A 16935-nucleotide genomic window follows, 5' to 3' on the forward strand; every position below is an offset into this window, starting at 1 on the left:
GATCTGCCGTCCGGCAGGGGATTGCGGACCTCCAGGGAGAGCGCGCCGTCCCTGACATCGATTCAATCGGGGCGACAGCCGCTGTGATCAGGCGCAACCTGGGACGACCGGGGCGGTTCACGCGGGGCCTTCGGATCCGGTCGCCCGTCCCGAGAGGAGGCGATCGGTCATGAGCATCACCCAGCAGTACCTCCTGGACAGCTACCGGGCCTCGCAGCACGGGGAGGCCGCTCCGCCGGCACCCGGCAGCCACGACTGGGAGACCGCCCGGGAGCTGCGCGACTACCGCAGGTTCCGGGCCGTCCTGGCCGGACGTCCGGCCCACGGCCGCCTGCGCGGAGCCCTGAGCCGATGGCTGCGCGGCCCGCACCGGCGCCCGGCCCGCTGAGACCTCTGCCGCCGGACCTTTCCCCACCGCGAGCGGGCCCGGAGCCGGGCCCCCCGCGAGCGGGTCGGCCGCCGGGTCCCTTCACCTCGCGAGCGGGTCGGCGGCCGGGTCTCTCCACCCCGCGAGCAGGCCCGCCGCCGGGTCTCTACGCCCCGCGAGCGGGCCCGGAGCCGTCCGGGGCCCGGAGCGGTCCCGGCCCGCATGCCGTGCGGGCCGGTCCCGGACCGCACCGCATGCGGGCCCCCGTCCTAGGACCTGTCCGGCCGATCATGCCGCAGACGTGGGGTCCGGTGCGCGCGTCTGCGGCGTTGTCGTCGGTTGCCGACACTCCGCGTCGACGCCCTCCTCCGCCTTGCAGCCACACGCACCGGACCCCGCTCACCCGCACTGCCCGGAACCGTCAGTTCCCTGCGACTTGATCGGCCGGACAGGTCCTAGGCGGTGCCCCCGTCCGGCAACCGCTCCACGAACGCGCGGACCGCCGCCTTCACGTCGTCCGCCGTCCACTCAAGACCAGGTCCGGCGACCGTGACCTCGGTGTACCCGAGGCCGGGGCCGCCCCGGTTCCAGCCCTGGGCGAACAGGCCCGTCCTCGTCTCCTCGACCTGTCGCAGGGCCGCGTCCGAGAGGACGTCGGGCTCGTACGGCAGCCAGATCTGGAACTGGTGGGTGTGGGGCTCCTCCGGGTGGATCCGGGCCCAGGGGACCCCGGCCTCCGCGAAGCCCTCGCGCAGGGCGCCGGCCACCACGCGCGCGTGGGCGACCTGGTCCGGCAGCCGCGGCAGCTCCCGCTCCAGGCCGATCAGCGCCGACAGGACGGTCGGGAACTGCTGGATGATCATGCCGCCGTACCGGTGCCGCCAGGTCTTCGCCTCGTCCACGAGCGTCCTCGGCCCCGCGACGGCGGCACCGCCGAACCCGCCGAGCGACTTGTAGAACGAGACGTACACGCTGTCCGCGAGGCCAGCGATCTCCTCCAGGGAGCGGCCGAAGTGCGGGGTGCACTCCCACAGCCGGGCCCCGTCGATGTGGACCACCGCGTCGCGTTCCCGGGCCGCCTCCACGACCTCGGTGAGCTCCTCCCAGGTGGGCAGCACGAAACCGGCGTCCCTCAGGGGCAGCTCCAGCAGCAGCGCGCCGAACGGCTCGGGGAAGTCGCGTACCTCTTCGGCGGTCGGCATCCGGGGTTCGTTCGTCAGACGGACCGGGCGCAAGCCGCTGACCTGGCTGAACGCCTGCCGTTCATGGACTTCGGGGTGACTGAGGCCATGCAGGGCCACAGTCGTGTCGCCGGTCCGGCCCGCCCAGCAGCGCAGGACCACCTGCTGCGCCATGGTCCCGGTCGGGAAGAAGACCGCCGCCTCCGTGCCCAGCAGCTCGGCGACCCGCTCCTCCAGGGTCTCGACGAGACCGTCGCCGTACATGTCCACCCGCTCGTCGAGGTCGCACACCTCGGCGGCGCCCTCGCTCAGCCAGTCCAGACGCTCGCGCAGCGTCAGCTGGTACCCGGGGCGCCACAGCACCCGCCCGGCCGCCTTCCACGCCGCCGCGCGCCGCTCGAACCGCTCCTTGGGAGTCGGCTCCGCCGTCTCCGCCCCGTCCTGCTCCGCCGTCCCCGCTCCGTCCCGCTCCGCAGGTTCCGTACCGCTTCGTGCCGCCGTATCGCTCATCCCAGGATCATGTCCCGAGCCGGTCCCCGCGGGCACCCCGAATTCCGCGCGACGGTGACCTGCGGGAATCCCGCTCCGGCGGCCGGAGCGGGAGGCGGCGCCACGACTCGGGGAAACCCACAGCCTGTGGATGACCGAACGGCCCTTTGACCGATCGCGTTAACATGACGAGAAATCGTCCGGTACCCCGAGCGGACTGGAACGGAAGGCCGCCGTCGAGTGAGTACACATCCCCAGCCAGAGCCCAAGGACCGCCCCGCGCGGCTGACCGTCGGTGTCGTCGGCGCCGGCCGTGTCGGCCCCGCGCTCGCCGCCGCGCTCCAGCTCGCCGGACACCGCCCGGTGGCCGTCTCCGGCGTCTCCGACTCCTCCAGGCGGCGTGCCGCGCAGCTCCTGCCCGACGTTCCGCTGCTGTCCCCGGCCGAGGTCCTTGAGCGCGCCGAACTCGTGCTGCTGACCGTCCCCGACGACGCGCTCCCCGGACTCGTCGAAGGACTCGCCGAGACGGGCGCCGTCCGGCCGGGACAGCTGCTGGTGCACACCTCCGGGCGGTACGGCGCGCGGGTGCTCGACCCGGCCCTCAGGGCGGGCGCGCTGCCGCTGGCCCTGCACCCCGCGATGACGTTCACCGGCACGGCCGTGGACGTCCAGCGGCTCGTCGGATGCTCCTTCGGGGTCACCGCCCCGGAGCCGCTGCGGCTGGCCGCCGAGGCCCTGGTGATCGAGATGGGCGGCGAGCCCGAGTGGATCGCCGAGGAGTCCCGGCCGCTCTACCACGCGGCCCTCGCGCTCGGCGCCAACCACCTGGTGACCCTGGTCGCCGAGTCGATGGACCTGCTGCGCACCGCCGGTGTCGAGGCCCCCGACCGCATGCTCGGCCCGCTCCTCGGCGCCGCCCTGGACAACGCGCTCAGGTCCGGCGACGCGGCACTGACCGGGCCCGTCGCGCGCGGGGACGCGGGCACCGTCGCCGCGCACGTCGCCGAACTGCGCCGGCACGCCCCGGGAACCGTCGCCGGCTATCTGGCGATGGCCCGCGCGACCGCCGACCGGGCGCTCGCGCACGGACTGCTCAAGCCCGAACTCGCCGAGGACCTCCTGGGGGTACTCGCCGCCGGGACGGACGCGGCCGAGGGGACCGAGGGAGACACCCGATGACCACCGCCCTGCTGCGCACCGCCGGCGAACTGTCCGAGCGCGCCCGCACCGGCCGCAGAGCCGTCGTGATGACCATGGGCGCCCTCCACGAGGGCCACGCCACCTTGATCCGTACCGCCCGCGAGATCGCGGGAGACACCGGCGAAGTGGTCGTCACCGTCTTCGTGAACCCCCTCCAGTTCGGCCAGGGCGAGGACCTCGACCGCTACCCGCGCACGCTCGACGCCGACCTGAAGATCGCCGAACAGGCGGGCGCGGACGTCGTGTTCGCCCCCGCCGTCGACGAGGTCTACCCCGGCGGCGAGCCCCAGGTCCGCGTCTCCGCCGGACCGATGGGCGAGCGCCTCGAAGGCTCCGTCCGGCCCGGTCACTTCGACGGCATGCTCACCGTCGTCGCCAAGCTGCTGCACCTGACCCGGCCCGACGTGGCCCTGTTCGGCCAGAAGGACGCCCAGCAGCTGGCCCTGATCCGGCGTATGGCACGCGACCTGAACTTCGGCGTGGAGATCGCCGGTGTCCCCACCGTGCGCGAGGAGGACGGGCTCGCCCTCTCCAGCCGCAACCGCTACCTCTCGGCCGGGGAGCGGCGCACCGCGCTCGCCCTCTCCCAGGCCCTGTTCGCGGGCCGCGACCGGCACGCCGCCCAGGAGGCGCTGCGCGCCCGGGCCCTGGAGGTGCCCGCCACGCGCGAGCGCGCCGAGGCCCTCAGCGCCATAGGCGAGTCCCGGGCCGCGGCCGACGCGCACGCCGTCGCCAAGGCCGTCCCCGGCTGGCCGGGCGGCGTCCGCTCGGCCGCCCGGACGGTCCTCGACGCGGCGGCCCGCATGCGGCCGCCGCTGGTCCTGGACTATCTCGCTCTCGTCGACCCCTCCGACTTCACGGAGATCCCGGACGACTTCACCGGCGAGGCGGTCCTCGCCGTCGCCGCCCGGGTCGGGACGACCCGGCTGATCGACAACATTCCCCTCACCTTCGGAGCTGCCTCGTGACCGGCAAAGGCACAGGTTCAGACACCGCCACTGGCACCGGCATACGCCTGCACGCGCCCGCCCCGGGCTGGGCCCTGACAGCGGACGTCGTGGTCGTCGGCTCCGGCGTCGCCGGGCTCACCGCCGCCCTGCGCTGCGAGGCCGCGGGGCTGCGGACCGTCGTCGTCACCAAGGCACGCCTGGACGACGGTTCCACCCGCTGGGCGCAGGGCGGCATCGCCGCGGCCCTCGGCGAGGGCGACACCCCCGAGCAGCATCTCGACGACACCCTGGTCGCGGGCGTGGGCCTGTGCGACGAGGAGGCCGTGCGCATCCTCGTCACCGAGGGCCCCGACGCCGTCCGCCGGCTCATCGCGACCGGTGCCCACTTCGACGAGTCCTCCGAGGGCGACCTCGAACTCACCCGCGAGGGCGGCCACCATCGCCGTCGCATCGCGCACGCCGGCGGCGACGCGACCGGCGCCGAGATCTCCCGGGCCCTCGTCGAGGCGGTCCGCGCGCGGGGCCTGCGCACGGTCGAGAACGCGCTCGTCCTGGACCTCCTCACGGACGCCGAGGGCCGCACGGCGGGCGTGACCCTGCACGTCATGGGAGAGGGCCAGCACGACGGTGTGGGCGCCGTGCACGCCCCCGCCGTGGTCCTCGCGACCGGCGGCATGGGCCAGGTCTACTCCGCGACCACCAACCCGTCCGTCTCCACGGGCGACGGCGTGGGCCTCGCCCTGCGCGCGGGCGCCGAGGTCTCCGACCTCGAATTCGTCCAGTTCCACCCGACCGTGCTCTTCCTCGGCGCCGACGCGGAGGGCCAGCAGCCGCTGGTCTCCGAGGCGGTACGCGGCGAGGGCGCCCACCTGGTCGACGCCGACGGCGTGCGCTTCATGGTGGGGCAGCACGAGCTGGCCGAACTGGCGCCCCGGGACATCGTGGCCAAGGGCATCACGCGCCGCATGCAGGAGCAGGACGCCGAGCACATGTTCCTCGACGCCCGGCACTTCGGCGCCGCCATGTGGGAGCACCGCTTCCCCACGATCCTCGCCGCCTGCCGCGCCCACGGCATCGACCCGGTGACCGAGCCGGTCCCGGTCGCCCCGGCCGCCCACTACGCCTCCGGCGGCGTACGGACCGACGCGCGGGGCCGCACCACGGTCCCCGGCCTGTACGCGTGCGGAGAGGTCGCCTGCACGGGCGTCCACGGCGCCAACAGGCTCGCCTCCAACTCCCTGTTGGAAGGCCTCGTCTACGCCGAGCGGATCGCCGTCGACATCGCGGCGAGCCACGCCGAGGACGGACTGCACGCGCGCGTGCCCCAGCCGGTCCCGCACCCCGAGACGCCCGCCCACCCGCTGCTCGCCCCCGAGACCCGCTTCGCGATCCAGCGGATCATGACGGCCGGCGCCGGTGTGCTGCGCTCCGCCGAGTCCCTCGAGGCCGCGGCGGAGCAGCTCCAGCGGCTGCACAGCGACGCGCGGGACGCCCTCGACGAGAACGGCAAGACGTCCGAGCCGGGCGTCGACACCTGGGAGGCCACCAACCTGCTGTGCGTGGCCCGTGTCCTGGTCGCCGCCGCCCTGCTGCGCGAGGAGACCCGGGGCTGCCACTGGCGGGAGGACCACGCCGACCGGGACGACGAACACTGGCGCCGCCACATCGTCGTACGGCTGAATCCCGACCGGACCCTCGCCGTGCGCACCACCGATACCGCAGACTTCCCCCCGACATCCCGGCAGCCCCACCCGGCGCCCCAGTCCCGTACCCAGGAGCAGTGACCGAAGTGAGCACCCACGACCTTCCCCTCGCCGAGAGCGGCGGCTGCGGCGACGGCTGCGGCTGCGGCGCAGACATGGACGAGGCGTACATGGAGTGCGGCCTCGATCCCGCTCTCGCCCAGCTCCTGGCCGACGCCGGCCTCGACCCCCTGGAGGTCGAGGACATCGCGAACGTGGCGATCCAGGAGGACCTCGACCACGGCGTGGACGTGACGACGGTCGCGACCATCCCCGAGGACGCCGTCTCCACGGCGGACTTCACCGCCCGGGACGCGGGCGTCGTCGCGGGCCTGCGCGTCGCCGAGGCCGTCCTCTCCGTGGTCTGCACCGACGAGTTCGAGGTCGAGCGGCACGTCGAGGACGGCGACCGCGTCGAGGCCGGCCAGAAGCTGCTGAGCGTCACCACGCGCACCCGCGACCTGCTGACGGCCGAACGCAGCGCCCTCAACCTCCTGTGCCGCCTGTCCGGCATCGCGACCGCCACGCGCGCGTGGGCGGACGCCCTGGAGGGCACCGGGACGCGGGTGCGGGACACCCGCAAGACGACGCCGGGCCTGCGCTCCCTGGAGAAGTTCGCGGTGCGCTGCGGCGGCGGCGTCAACCACCGCATGTCGCTCTCCGACGCGGCGCTGGTCAAGGACAACCACGTGGTCGCCGCCGGTGGCGTGGCCGAGGCCTTCGCGGCCGTACGGGAGATGTTCCCGGAGGTCCCGGTCGAGGTCGAGGTCGACACCCTGCACCAGCTGCGCGACGTCGTCGACGCGGGCGCCGACCTGATCCTTCTGGACAACTTCACGCCCGTCGAGTGCGAGGAGGCGGTCGCCCTCGTCGCGGGCCGGGCCCTGCTGGAGGCGTCCGGCCGGCTCACCCTCGCCAACGCCGGGGCGTACGCGAAGACGGGCGTCGACTTCCTGGCGGTGGGCGCGCTCACGCACTCCTCGCCGATCCTCGACATCGGCCTCGACCTGCGAGCGGCGGAGTAACCCCGGCCATGCTGCTGACCATCGACGTAGGCAACACCCACACGGTCCTCGGCCTCTTCGACGGGCAGGAGATCGTCGAGCACTGGCGCATCTCCACCGACTCGCGCCGCACCGCCGACGAACTCGCCGTCCTGCTCCAGGGCCTCATGGGCATGCATCCGCTGCTCGGTGAGGAGCTGGGCGACGGCATCGACGGCATCGCGATCTGCGCGACCGTGCCGTCCGTGCTGCACGAGCTGCGCGAGGTGACACGGCGCTACTACGGCGACGTCCCCGCCGTCCTCGTCGAGCCCGGCGTCAAGACGGGCGTGCCGATCCTCACGGACAACCCCAAGGAGGTCGGCGCCGACCGGATCATCAACGCCGTGGCGGCCGTCGAGCTGTACGGGGGACCGGCGATCGTCGTCGACTTCGGTACGGCGACCACCTTCGACGCGGTCAGCGCGCGCGGCGAGTACGTCGGCGGTGTCATCGCCCCCGGCATCGAGATCTCCGTCGACGCGCTCGGCGTCAAGGGCGCCCAGCTGCGGAAGATCGAGGTGGCCAGGCCGCGCGCGGTGATCGGCAAGAACACCGTCGAGGCGATGCAGTCCGGCATCATCTACGGGTTCGCGGGCCAGGTCGACGGCGTCGTGACCCGGATGGCGCGCGAGCTCGCCGACGACCCCGAGGACGTCACCGTCATCGCCACCGGCGGGCTGGCTCCGATGGTCCTCGGTGAGTCCTCGGTGATCGACGAGCACGAGCCGTGGCTGACGCTGATCGGGCTGCGCCTGGTCTACGAGCGGAACGTCTCACGCATGTGAGCCCCGCCCGCGTGACGCGGGCGGCGGACACCGGAGGGGCCCTGCGTTCGTGGGGCCCATCCGGCGTTCATTCCGGCATTCAGGCGGAACAGCGGGCGGCTCCGGGACACTCACGGATTCCGGGACGCAATTCCGCGCTCCCGGCCACGAGGCCGGTCACAAGGCCGATCACAAGGCGGGTCACGGGGCCGATCACAAGGCGGGTCACCAGGCCGGTCACGAGGTGCTCCCACTCACCAGGCTCCCGGTCGCGGCACTCTCGCTCACGGACTCCCGGTCGCGGCCTTGGAGGAAGACAGGGCGCGCCACATTTCGTCCGCTATGCGAATTTTGTCTGATTAGCACGTATCGTCGGCCCATGCCCACGCCCTACGGATCCCACGGCGGTATGGCGTTCGGCACGGAGGAGCTGCGTGTGCTCCGTCGTGCCCTCGCCCTCGCCCTGCACCCCAGCCCCGTCTCGGCCGAGGACGTCCAGGACTGCCTCCGCCTAGCCGAGTCCATCGACGAGGCGGCCCGCGAGGGGGCCAGGCTCCGGGCCTTCCTGCTGGCCGACCTCGCCCGCTACCGGGCCGCGCTGCCGGGCACCGCCGCCGGCTACCTCGCCCTGCTCGAGGAGGTCCTCCGCTCCGGCTACCGGCCGGACCCCGACGACTTCGCCGCGCTCCGCGCGCTGCGCGGCGGACCTGTGGCGGCCGCGCTCCTGGAGCGCTGCCGGGTCCTGGCCGAGCAGGACGTGCGCGCCCGGCTCGCGGGCCGCGCGGTCGCCTCGGTCCCCCAGTCCCGCACCCGGCTGCTGGCGCTGCCCGGCGGCCGGGCCGCGGAGGAGCCCGACAGGCGGCCCGAGCCGGGAGAGCAGCCCCGGCCGCCGCGCCCGGACCGGCCGATCCCCACCCCGGGCGAGGTCTTCCCGCCGCGGCGCAAGCCCGGTCATCCTCCGGCCAACCCGCCGCAGCAGCTCGCGGCGGGCTAGATACTCTGAAGGCATGGACTATGTCTCCGCGCTCGTGCCCCCGGTAGTGATGGCCGTGTTCTTCATCGGGCTCATCGTGACGATCGTGAAGAGTCAGGGCGGGGCCAACAAGGCCAAGGAGGACGGGGTCGTCGACGCCGCTCTCGCGCGCGTGGAGGCCGCCCAGCAGGCTTCGGCCCCCAAGGACGCCGGGGCCTGAGCCCCGGGCGGCCCCGCGCGTACCCGCCGGGCTCCCCTTCCGCGTACGGCCGCCCCGCACCGAACGGTGCCGTCAACGGCGTACGACTCGGACGTTTCCCGCGTCCTTCGAGTCGTACGCCCTTTTTGTTGGCCATCTCCCACTATTGTTCTGAACTGTGCCTCGCCCATTGGGAGAACTCGAAGACGCGGTCATGACGCGGGTGTGGAAGTGGAACCGCCCGGTGACCGTTCGGGAAGTCCTGGAAGACCTTCAACAGGAACGGTCCATCGCGTACACCACGGTGATGACCGTTTTGGACAATCTCCATCAGAAGGGCTGGGTGCGCCGCGAGGCGGAAGGCCGGGCCTATCGATATGAGGCGGTCTCCACACGGGCCGCCTACTCGGCGGCGCTGATGAACGACGCCTGGTCGCAGAGCGACAACCCGGCGGCCGCTCTCGTCGCCTTCTTCGGGATGATGAGCGAGGAACAGCGGGTGGCCCTCAGCGATGCGGTACGCATGGTGCAAGGCCCGGGCTCGCAAGCTCCCGAAGCCGTCGAAAGGCCACCGGCGCCCGAGTCCTCCGGGGAGAACCCCGCCGCCGACGGGGACGCCTCCGGGCGATAGCGTCCGCTCATGTCAGCAGAGCATCCCGCGGAGGTTCCGGCAGGGCTTCCGGCGGAGCATCCCGAAGTCACCGCGAAAGCCGTCACCGTCCGGCGGGCCAGGACCGGCGATGTCGCGGCCGTACGACGACTCCTCGACGCGAACGTGCGCCGCCGTATCCTGCTCGACAAAGCCACCGTCACCCTTTACGAGGACATCCAGGAGTTCTGGGTCGCGGAACGCGACGACAACGCCGAGGTGGTCGGCTGCGGCGCCCTGCACGTGATGTGGGAAGACCTCGCGGAAGTCCGCACTCTCGCGGTGAACCCCACGGTCAAGGGCATGGGCGTCGGTCATCAGTTGCTGGAGAAGTTGCTCCAGACCGCCCGCTGGCTCGGTGTTCGACGGGTTTTCTGTCTGACCTTCGAAGTCGGCTTCTTCGCGAAGCACGGCTTCGTCGAGATCGGCGAGACGCCCGTCGACACCGATGTCTACGCCGAGCTCCTGCGTTCCTATGACGAGGGTGTCGCGGAGTTCCTCGGTCTCGAACGAGTGAAACCGAACACCTTGGGCAACAGTCGGATGCTTCTGCATCTGTGATCGCGGCCGGCTATTCCGCCGGAGTGCCTTGCCCACGTTCCCTATGTCCGAAACGCGCACGTTTCCGGGCGGGCAGAGTCCAGTGGGTCTCTGCCAGGGGTTTGTGTTTTTCCAGCAAAAGCGGTTTGCTTTCCGACGTACTGCAGTACTGCATATAACAAGGGACGGCGAAACGGCGGACGCCGCGAGGCCCTCCTTGCCCTGAAGTTATCTATGAAAGGAAATCCGGTGGCACAGAAGGTTCAGGTCCTTCTTGTCGACGACCTCGACGGTGGCGAGGCGGACGAGACCGTGACGTTCGCGTTGGACGGCAAGACGTACGAAATCGATCTCACGACCGCCAATGCGGACAAGCTCCGTGGCCTTCTCGACGCGTATGTCAAGGGTGGCCGTCGTACCGGAGGCCGTGCTTCGGGCGGACGCGGAAAGGCCCGCGTCGCTTCCGGGGGCAGCCAGGACACCGCGCAGATCCGTGCCTGGGCGAAGGAGAACGGCCTGGAGGTCAACGACCGCGGCCGCGTTCCCGCGTCCATTCGCGAGGCCTACGAGAAGGCCAACGGCTGAGCAGACGCCCGCCGCAGCCTCACGCGGTGGCACTGTGTCGCCATCGTCTGCACCAGTCGTACGAGATCGGGGGCGCCCCCAACGCCCCCGCCGACGGCCCCTCCGCCCAGCGCCGACAGTGTCGGCAACGCCGTCTCCACCTCGCGGCCGGGCTCAGGGGGCCGCAGCCAGCGGGCGGCCCCTCGTGGGCCCCTCCGTTCTTCCGGACCGGCCGTCGGCCGCTCCCCGGGTCGGGCTCGCGGACAGTCCCCGGGCCGGCCTCCGGGCCGGGCCCCGGCCCGCAGCGGACCGAGGGGACCCGGCGACGCCGGAGCCCCGGGATCCGGCTCCACCGCGACGCCGGGATCCGGCGGCGGGGGAGCCTCGATGCTCCCGTCCGCGCCGATCGCCGTGAGATCCAGCGCGAGAGCGCCCCACTCCAGCCAGTCGAGCAGCCCCGGCAGCTCCTCCGCGCTCCCCGCGGCCACCAGCAGTCGCATCCGCTCCCCGTGCAGGGCCACCGGAGACCCCGGCCCCAGATGCCGCAGGGCGGGGAATCCCGCCTCCGCCGGCACCTCCAGGACGTCGAAGCGCAGCCCCGTGACCAGCCGTACCGGCGCCCCGGGCACTGCTGCCCAGCCCAGTTCGTTCTCGTACCAATGGCACACCGGATCGACCGGATCACCCGGATCGAACGGCCGGCGGGGGACAGGGACGGTGGGAACCATGCAAGGAGCAACCGCCGGAAGGCACCCGGAGTTACGCTGGGCATTTCCCCGAACGCGCAGAGTTCCGGGAAAAGAGGCGTGCGGGAGCGTCCGGCCGGGCATTGGTGTTCGCCCGTAGCGGAGGGAATCGGTGCGCGCGGCATGGACTGTCGGTGCGCGCGGGTAAGACATGCCTAGTGGGAGAGGCGACACGCAGGGCATCGGCATCTCACGTTCGCCATCGGCGTACAGCGGGAGAGGGTATCTGCCTGGCCTGCGGGAACATCGTCTCGCACCATCAGGTTGGAGCAGATGTCGGCGTTCGGGGTCAGGAGGCCAAGGACGGTGTCGGCAGTTGGAATGAGCGGTCCCCGCTTGCGGGACTAAGCTGCGGAAGGACAGGGAGGGGAGCGTCCCCTTACTGCCTGACCGCTCTGAGGAGCGATTAACGATGTTCGAGAGGTTCACCGACCGCGCGCGGCGGGTTGTCGTCCTGGCTCAGGAAGAAGCCCGGATGCTCAACCACAACTACATCGGCACCGAGCACATCCTCCTGGGCCTGATCCACGAGGGTGAGGGTGTCGCCGCTAAGGCCCTGGAGAGCCTCGGGATTTCGCTCGAGGCGGTCCGCCAGCAGGTGGAGGAGATCATCGGACAGGGCCAGCAGGCCCCCTCCGGCCACATTCCCTTCACCCCCCGTGCCAAGAAGGTCCTGGAGCTGTCGCTCCGCGAGGCCCTTCAGCTGGGCCACAACTACATCGGCACGGAGCACATCCTGCTCGGCCTGATCCGCGAGGGCGAGGGCGTCGCCGCCCAGGTCCTCGTCAAGCTGGGCGCAGACCTCAACCGGGTGCGGCAGCAGGTGATCCAGCTGCTCTCCGGCTACCAGGGCAAGGAGACCGCCGGCGCCAGTGGCGGTCCTGCCGAGGGCACTCCCTCCACGTCCCTGGTCCTCGATCAGTTCGGCCGGAACCTCACCCAGGCCGCTCGTGAGTCCAAGCTCGACCCGGTCATCGGGCGCGAGAAGGAGATCGAGCGGGTCATGCAGGTGCTGTCCCGCCGTACGAAGAACAACCCGGTGCTCATCGGTGAGCCCGGCGTCGGCAAGACCGCCGTCGTCGAAGGCCTCGCGCAGGCCATCGTCAAGGGCGAGGTGCCCGAGACCCTCAAGGACAAGCACCTCTACACCCTGGACCTCGGCGCGCTGGTCGCCGGCTCCCGCTACCGCGGTGACTTCGAGGAGCGCCTGAAGAAGGTCCTCAAGGAGATCCGCACCCGCGGCGACATCATCCTGTTCATCGACGAGCTCCACACGCTGGTCGGTGCGGGTGCCGCCGAGGGCGCCATCGACGCCGCTTCGATCCTGAAGCCGATGCTGGCCCGCGGTGAGCTCCAGACCATCGGTGCCACGACGCTGGACGAGTACCGCAAGCACCTCGAGAAGGACGCGGCCCTCGAGCGCCGCTTCCAGCCGATCCAGGTGGCGGAGCCTTCCCTCCCCCACACGATCGAGATCCTCAAGGGTCTGCGCGACCGGTACGAGGCCCACCACCGTGTCTCCATCACGGACGAGGCCCTGGTGCAGGCGGCGACGCTCGCCGACCGGTACATCTCGGACCGCTTCCTCCCCGACAAGGCGATCGACCTGATCGACGAGGCGGGCTCCCGGATGCGCATCCGCCGGATGACCGCACCGCCGGACCTCCGCGAGTTCGACGAGAAGATCGCGGGCGTGCGCCGCGACAAGGAGTCGGCCATCGACTCCCAGGACTTCGAGAAGGCGGCCTCTCTCCGCGACAAGGAGAAGCAGCTGCTGGCGGCGAAGGCCAAGCGCGAGAAGGAGTGGAAGGCCGGCGACATGGACGTCGTGGCCGAGGTCGACGGCGAGCTGATCGCCGAGGTCCTCGCCACCGCCACCGGCATCCCGGTCTTCAAGCTGACCGAGGAGGAGTCCTCGCGTCTGCTGCGCATGGAGGACGAGCTCCACAAGCGGGTCATCGGCCAGAAGGACGCCATCAAGGCGCTCTCGCAGGCGATCCGCCGTACGCGAGCGGGTCTGAAGGACCCGAAGCGTCCCGGTGGTTCCTTCATCTTCGCCGGCCCCTCGGGTGTCGGTAAGACGGAGCTGTCGAAGACCCTCGCGGAGTTCCTCTTCGGTGACGAGGACGCGCTGATCTCCCTCGACATGTCGGAGTTCAGCGAGAAGCACACGGTCTCGCGTCTCTTCGGTTCGCCCCCCGGCTACGTGGGCTACGAAGAGGGCGGCCAGCTGACCGAGAAGGTCCGCCGCAAGCCGTTCTCCGTCGTCCTCTTCGACGAGGTCGAGAAGGCCCACCCGGACATCTTCAACTCGCTGCTCCAGATCCTGGAGGACGGTCGCCTGACCGACTCCCAGGGCCGGGTCGTGGACTTCAAGAACACGGTCATCATCATGACGACCAACCTCGGCACCCGGGACATCTCCAAGGGCTTCAACCTCGGCTTCGCGGCCGTGGGCGACGTCAAGACGAACTACGACCGGATGAAGGCCAAGGTCAACGAGGAGCTGAAGCAGCACTTCCGCCCCGAGTTCCTGAACCGTGTCGACGACACGGTGGTCTTCCACCAGCTGACCGAGGAAGACATCATCCAGATCGTCGACCTCATGATCGCCAAGGTCGACGAGCGTCTGAAGGACCGGGACATGGGCATCGAGCTCAGCCCGAGCGCCAAGTCCCTCCTCTCGAAGAAGGGCTACGACCCCGTCATGGGTGCCCGGCCGCTGCGCCGGACCATCCAGCGCGAGATCGAGGACATCCTCTCCGAGAAGATCCTCTTCGGCGAGCTCCGTCCCGGCCACATCGTGGTCGTCGACACGGAGGGCGAGGGCGAGACCAAGGCCTTCACCTTCCGCGGCGAGGAGAAGTCGGCGCTTCCCGACGTCCCGCCGATCGAGCAGGCCGCCGGCGGTGCCGGTCCCAACCTGAGCAAGGAGGCGTGACCTCCGGGTCCGCCTGAAAAGGGGCTGCCCCGGGACTTCGGTCCCGGGGCAGCCCCTTTTTCGCGGCCTGTGAGGGGTCAGGGAGCGCCCTGGGGCCGGGTGTTGTACCGCGGCGCCGTATGAGGTGACTCAGGACCCGTGAGGAGGCGTCGCCCTGCCGGGCGGCGGCCGGGGGAGAGGCCGGGAGAGGGGCCGGGAGAGAGGGCGGGACGTCGGCGACGATGCGTTCGGCGCGGTCCTGGCCCAGTGGGTTCTTCCGGCCGGTCGCCACAGCTGCGCCAGAGGACGCCCGAGGACGGTTCGCCGGTCCCCAAGACCCTTGAAAACAGGGGCCTTCAGGGTAGCCCGCGTCACATTCAGGGGGTCCCGGATCCGGTGCCCCGGTGACATGAGGCACAGGCGTTTTGTCCGGTACTAAGGTGAATAGTGGATATACGGAAACGGACAAAAAGGACCTTTGGCCCGGGGTGGAGGGGGCTGTCGGCAGGTCGACCGGACGGGTGGGCCGGGAGCGGGTCCGGCAAGGGATGTGAAGGCCTGAAGTGGGGTTAAACCCTGTTTTCCGGACTGAACGGACAAGATCCTTCGCTCGATGTCCGAGGTGTCAAGGTTCGGGAAGTTTTGGGGTGAAGTACTACTTCGGGCCGTAGATGGGGGGTTTGAGTGTGGCCGGGGGGCCGGGTTACCAATGAATGGCCCGCTCGGTGGCCAGCACCGCACCGGAGTGGTTGTTCGATCCCCCGTCCCCGTCACCACGAGGTATCCATGTCGAAGCGCGTCACGTCCCGCAAGTCCCTTACGTCCATGGTCCGCACTCGGGCGGCCGTTCTGGCCGTCGGCCTGGGTGCCTCGGTCGTGCTGGGTGCAGGGGTCGCGACCGCCGCCGAAGCGGGCGTCAGCAGCAGCGCCACCGTCACCGCGGCCGACGCGGTGCACACCCAGGCCGCCGCTCAGGCGAAGGCGGCCGCCGTGAAGAAGGCCGCCGTCACCAAGGCGGCCGTCGCGAAGAAGGCCGCTGCCAAGAAGAAGGCCGCGTCCTGGATCGACCCGGTCGCGAAGTACACCCTGTCCGCCAGCTTCGACCAGGCCGGCGGCATGTGGGCCCACAAGCACTCCGGCCAGGACTTCGCCGTGCCGCAGGGCACCAACGTCATGGCCGCCCACGGCGGCACCGTCGTCAAGACGGGCGGCAACGGCGCCGGTGACGGTCCGGCGTACGGCAACGCCGTCGTCATCAAGCACGGCAACGGCACGTACTCGCAGTACGCCCACCTGTCGCGCGTCGACGTGCGCGTCGGCCAGGTCGTCACCACCGGCCAGCACATAGCCCTGTCCGGCAACACCGGTAACTCCAGCGGCCCGCACCTGCACTTCGAGATCCGTACGACCCCCAACTACGGCTCGGCCGTGAACCCCGTGACGTTCCTGCACAACATGGGTGTCACTGTCTGACACTCCCCGCGCCGGTGATCCGGCGTGAAGCCCCGGCCGAATGTGCCGGAGTGGAGCCCGAGGCGGAGCCCCGGCCGCGAAAGCGGTACCGGGGCTCCGCCTTCGTGTGCCGTAAGCGGTACTGGAACGCCCCAGCCCTGCCTCCGTGTGCCGCAAGTGGTGCTGGAGCGCCCGAGCTTCGCCTCCGTCCGGCTGGAACCGGGGCTGGAGCGCCCGAGCCCTGCCTCCGTGTGCCGGAACCGGGGCTGGTACACCCGAGCCCTGCCTCCGTGTGCCGGAACCGGGGCTGGTACACCCGAGTTCCGCCTCCGCCCGGCCGGAACCGGGGCTGGACCCCCCACGGAGCCTCCGCCCGCCGGAACCGGGGCTGGCAGGCTCCGCCCGCGGGGGCCGCACCCGGGTGCTAGGAGGCTTCACCTCCGTGGGCCGCCCCGCCCGCGTGGGCCTGTGTCACCAGATCGATCGCGACCTCCAGGACGGCCTTGCGCTTGTCCTCGGGGTCGCCTTCGACGTCCTTGAGCACGAACATGCCGGCGTGCATCGTGAAGAGCGCGCTGATGCAGCGGACCTGGTCGGTCAGCGCCGACTCGGGCTCCTTGATGATCTCCAGCATGCTGATCATGCGGTCCTTGAAGGTCTCGCCGATGCTCAGCTCGCGTACCGTCGCCTGGTTCTCCTGCATGAAGCGGAAGAGCGGGGAGGCGCCGCCGAGGGCGTCGCTGTAGCGGCGCAGGACCTCCTGCTTGGTCTCCAGGCTGTGCGGCTGCTGCCTGCCCCACTCGATCAGTTCGTCGAGCGGCCGCGTCAGATCCTCGAAGAGACTGATGAGGATCTCTTCCTTGGTCTTGAAGTGGTAGTAGAGCGCCGCTTTGGTGACATCGAGGTGTTCGGCGATCTCGCGCAGCGAGGTCTTCTCGTAGCCCTGCTCGGAGAAGAGTTCGAGGGCTACGTCCTGGATGCGCTGCCGGGTGTCGCCCCGGCGCTGCCGCTTGGTGCCGTCCATGGTGCCGCCCATCTTCGTATGCCTCGCACTCCCTTGAGGTTCCCCCTGTCGGCCGGACAGGTTGATACTGGGACGGATGGTCCCGGAGGAAGCAGTCACAGGAGTGAGTAGCAAGAGCAACATGAGTAA

16 protein-coding genes are annotated in these 16935 nt (G+C 71.0%); 13 read left to right on the plus strand and 3 right to left on the minus strand.

All coding sequences use genetic code 11. The features are described from left to right. Nucleotides 1–169: 169 nt before the first annotated feature. Nucleotides 170–388: a hypothetical protein gene (locus ABZV42_RS30845; RefSeq protein WP_355988773.1), complete on the plus strand. Its 219-nt coding sequence runs from the start codon at nt 170–172 to the stop codon at nt 386–388. Between the two features lie 434 nt (nt 389–822). Here the strand turns inward: ABZV42_RS30845 and ABZV42_RS30850 are convergent, their stop codons facing one another. Beyond that, nucleotides 823–2058, minus strand: coding sequence for a beta-eliminating lyase-related protein (locus ABZV42_RS30850; protein ID WP_355988771.1), 1236 nt, complete (start codon nt 2056–2058; stop codon nt 823–825). A gap of 219 nt (nt 2059–2277) precedes the next feature. Here ABZV42_RS30850 and ABZV42_RS30855 point away from each other — a divergent pair, with 219 nt between their 5' ends. The 10 genes from ABZV42_RS30855 to ABZV42_RS30900 all read left to right on the plus strand — a co-directional run bounded on the left by ABZV42_RS30855 (nt 2278) and on the right by ABZV42_RS30900 (nt 10685). After that, the gene (locus ABZV42_RS30855; protein WP_355988769.1) at nt 2278–3216 is read left to right on the plus strand and encodes a DUF2520 domain-containing protein; all 939 of its coding nucleotides are present in this window, start codon (nt 2278–2280) and stop codon (nt 3214–3216) included. Beyond that, nucleotides 3213–4205: a pantoate--beta-alanine ligase gene (gene panC, locus ABZV42_RS30860; protein ID WP_355988767.1), complete on the plus strand. Its 993-nt coding sequence runs from the start codon at nt 3213–3215 to the stop codon at nt 4203–4205. The genes ABZV42_RS30855 and panC overlap by 4 nt, the downstream gene beginning before the upstream one ends. Then, nucleotides 4202–5971, plus strand: coding sequence for an L-aspartate oxidase (locus ABZV42_RS30865; protein ID WP_355988765.1), 1770 nt, complete (start codon nt 4202–4204; stop codon nt 5969–5971). The genes panC and ABZV42_RS30865 overlap by 4 nt, the downstream gene beginning before the upstream one ends. Nucleotides 5972–5976: 5 nt before the next feature. After that, complete coding sequence (nadC, locus tag ABZV42_RS30870) at nt 5977–6954, plus strand: carboxylating nicotinate-nucleotide diphosphorylase (protein ID WP_355988781.1); 978 nt, start codon at nt 5977–5979, stop codon at nt 6952–6954. Nucleotides 6955–6962: 8 nt separating this feature from the next. Continuing rightward, nucleotides 6963–7760 (plus strand): type III pantothenate kinase, encoded by a 798-nt coding sequence (locus tag ABZV42_RS30875; protein WP_355988763.1) that lies wholly within the window; start codon nt 6963–6965, stop codon nt 7758–7760. A 388-nt stretch (nt 7761–8148) separates the two neighbouring features. Beyond that, a complete protein-coding gene (locus ABZV42_RS30880) occupies nt 8149–8733 on the plus strand; it encodes a hypothetical protein (protein WP_356054667.1) in 585 nt (194 codons plus the stop codon). A gap of 13 nt (nt 8734–8746) precedes the next feature. Further along, complete coding sequence (locus ABZV42_RS30885) at nt 8747–8932, plus strand: hypothetical protein (protein ID WP_328554209.1); 186 nt, start codon at nt 8747–8749, stop codon at nt 8930–8932. 157 nt (nt 8933–9089) lie between these two features. Next, entirely contained in the window at nt 9090–9542 is a 453-nt protein-coding gene (locus tag ABZV42_RS30890; RefSeq protein WP_355988761.1) for a BlaI/MecI/CopY family transcriptional regulator, read from the plus strand. A 9-nt stretch (nt 9543–9551) separates the two neighbouring features. After that, nucleotides 9552–10121, plus strand: a complete 570-nt coding sequence (locus ABZV42_RS30895; RefSeq protein WP_355988759.1) for an amino-acid N-acetyltransferase — start codon at nt 9552–9554, stop codon at nt 10119–10121. Nucleotides 10122–10349: 228 nt separating this feature from the next. Further along, nucleotides 10350–10685: an Lsr2 family protein gene (locus ABZV42_RS30900; RefSeq protein WP_355770543.1), complete on the plus strand. Its 336-nt coding sequence runs from the start codon at nt 10350–10352 to the stop codon at nt 10683–10685. On the opposite strand, the gene ABZV42_RS30905 is transcribed toward ABZV42_RS30900, so the two are convergent. Then, nucleotides 10664–11392 (minus strand): SCO3374 family protein, encoded by a 729-nt coding sequence (locus ABZV42_RS30905; RefSeq protein ID WP_356054655.1) that lies wholly within the window; start codon nt 11390–11392, stop codon nt 10664–10666. The two genes, ABZV42_RS30900 and ABZV42_RS30905, sit on opposite strands and share 22 nt — an antisense overlap. 430 nt (nt 11393–11822) lie before the next feature. On the opposite strand from ABZV42_RS30905, the gene ABZV42_RS30910 reads away from it, so the two are divergent. Both ABZV42_RS30910 and ABZV42_RS30915 read left to right on the plus strand, forming a co-directional pair. Continuing rightward, on the plus strand, nt 11823–14351 hold the full coding sequence (locus ABZV42_RS30910; protein WP_355988755.1) for an ATP-dependent Clp protease ATP-binding subunit: 2529 nt from the start codon (nt 11823–11825) through the stop codon (nt 14349–14351). Between the two features lie 765 nt (nt 14352–15116). Beyond that, the gene (locus ABZV42_RS30915; protein WP_356054657.1) at nt 15117–15803 is read left to right on the plus strand and encodes a M23 family metallopeptidase; all 687 of its coding nucleotides are present in this window, start codon (nt 15117–15119) and stop codon (nt 15801–15803) included. Between the two features lie 403 nt (nt 15804–16206). Here the strand turns inward: ABZV42_RS30915 and ABZV42_RS30920 are convergent, their stop codons facing one another. Then, nucleotides 16207–16818, minus strand: coding sequence for a TetR/AcrR family transcriptional regulator (locus tag ABZV42_RS30920; RefSeq protein ID WP_355988751.1), 612 nt, complete (start codon nt 16816–16818; stop codon nt 16207–16209). Nucleotides 16819–16935 lie beyond the last annotated feature (117 nt).

It is taken from the genome of Streptomyces sp. NPDC005281 (genome assembly GCF_040607495.1).
Classification (GTDB): Bacteria; Actinomycetota; Actinomycetes; order Streptomycetales; family Streptomycetaceae; genus Streptomyces.

Coding starts and splice junctions, on each gene's coding strand:
- ABZV42_RS30850 (WP_355988771.1), bottom strand. CDS start 2,058: ATGAGCGATACGGCGGCACGAAGCGGTACGGAACCTGCGGAGCGGGAC.
- ABZV42_RS30885 (WP_328554209.1), top strand. CDS start 8,747: ATGGACTATGTCTCCGCGCTCGTGCCCCCGGTAGTGATGGCCGTGTTC.
- ABZV42_RS30845 (WP_355988773.1), top strand. CDS start 170: ATGAGCATCACCCAGCAGTACCTCCTGGACAGCTACCGGGCCTCGCAG.
- ABZV42_RS30875 (WP_355988763.1), top strand. CDS start 6,963: ATGCTGCTGACCATCGACGTAGGCAACACCCACACGGTCCTCGGCCTC.
- ABZV42_RS30910 (WP_355988755.1), top strand. CDS start 11,823: ATGTTCGAGAGGTTCACCGACCGCGCGCGGCGGGTTGTCGTCCTGGCT.
- ABZV42_RS30880 (WP_356054667.1), top strand. CDS start 8,149: ATGGCGTTCGGCACGGAGGAGCTGCGTGTGCTCCGTCGTGCCCTCGCC.
- ABZV42_RS30920 (WP_355988751.1), bottom strand. CDS start 16,818: ATGGGCGGCACCATGGACGGCACCAAGCGGCAGCGCCGGGGCGACACC.
- ABZV42_RS30915 (WP_356054657.1), top strand. CDS start 15,117: ATGTCGAAGCGCGTCACGTCCCGCAAGTCCCTTACGTCCATGGTCCGC.
- ABZV42_RS30895 (WP_355988759.1), top strand. CDS start 9,552: ATGTCAGCAGAGCATCCCGCGGAGGTTCCGGCAGGGCTTCCGGCGGAG.
- ABZV42_RS30905 (WP_356054655.1), bottom strand. CDS start 11,392: ATGGTTCCCACCGTCCCTGTCCCCCGCCGGCCGTTCGATCCGGGTGAT.
- panC (WP_355988767.1), top strand. CDS start 3,213: ATGACCACCGCCCTGCTGCGCACCGCCGGCGAACTGTCCGAGCGCGCC.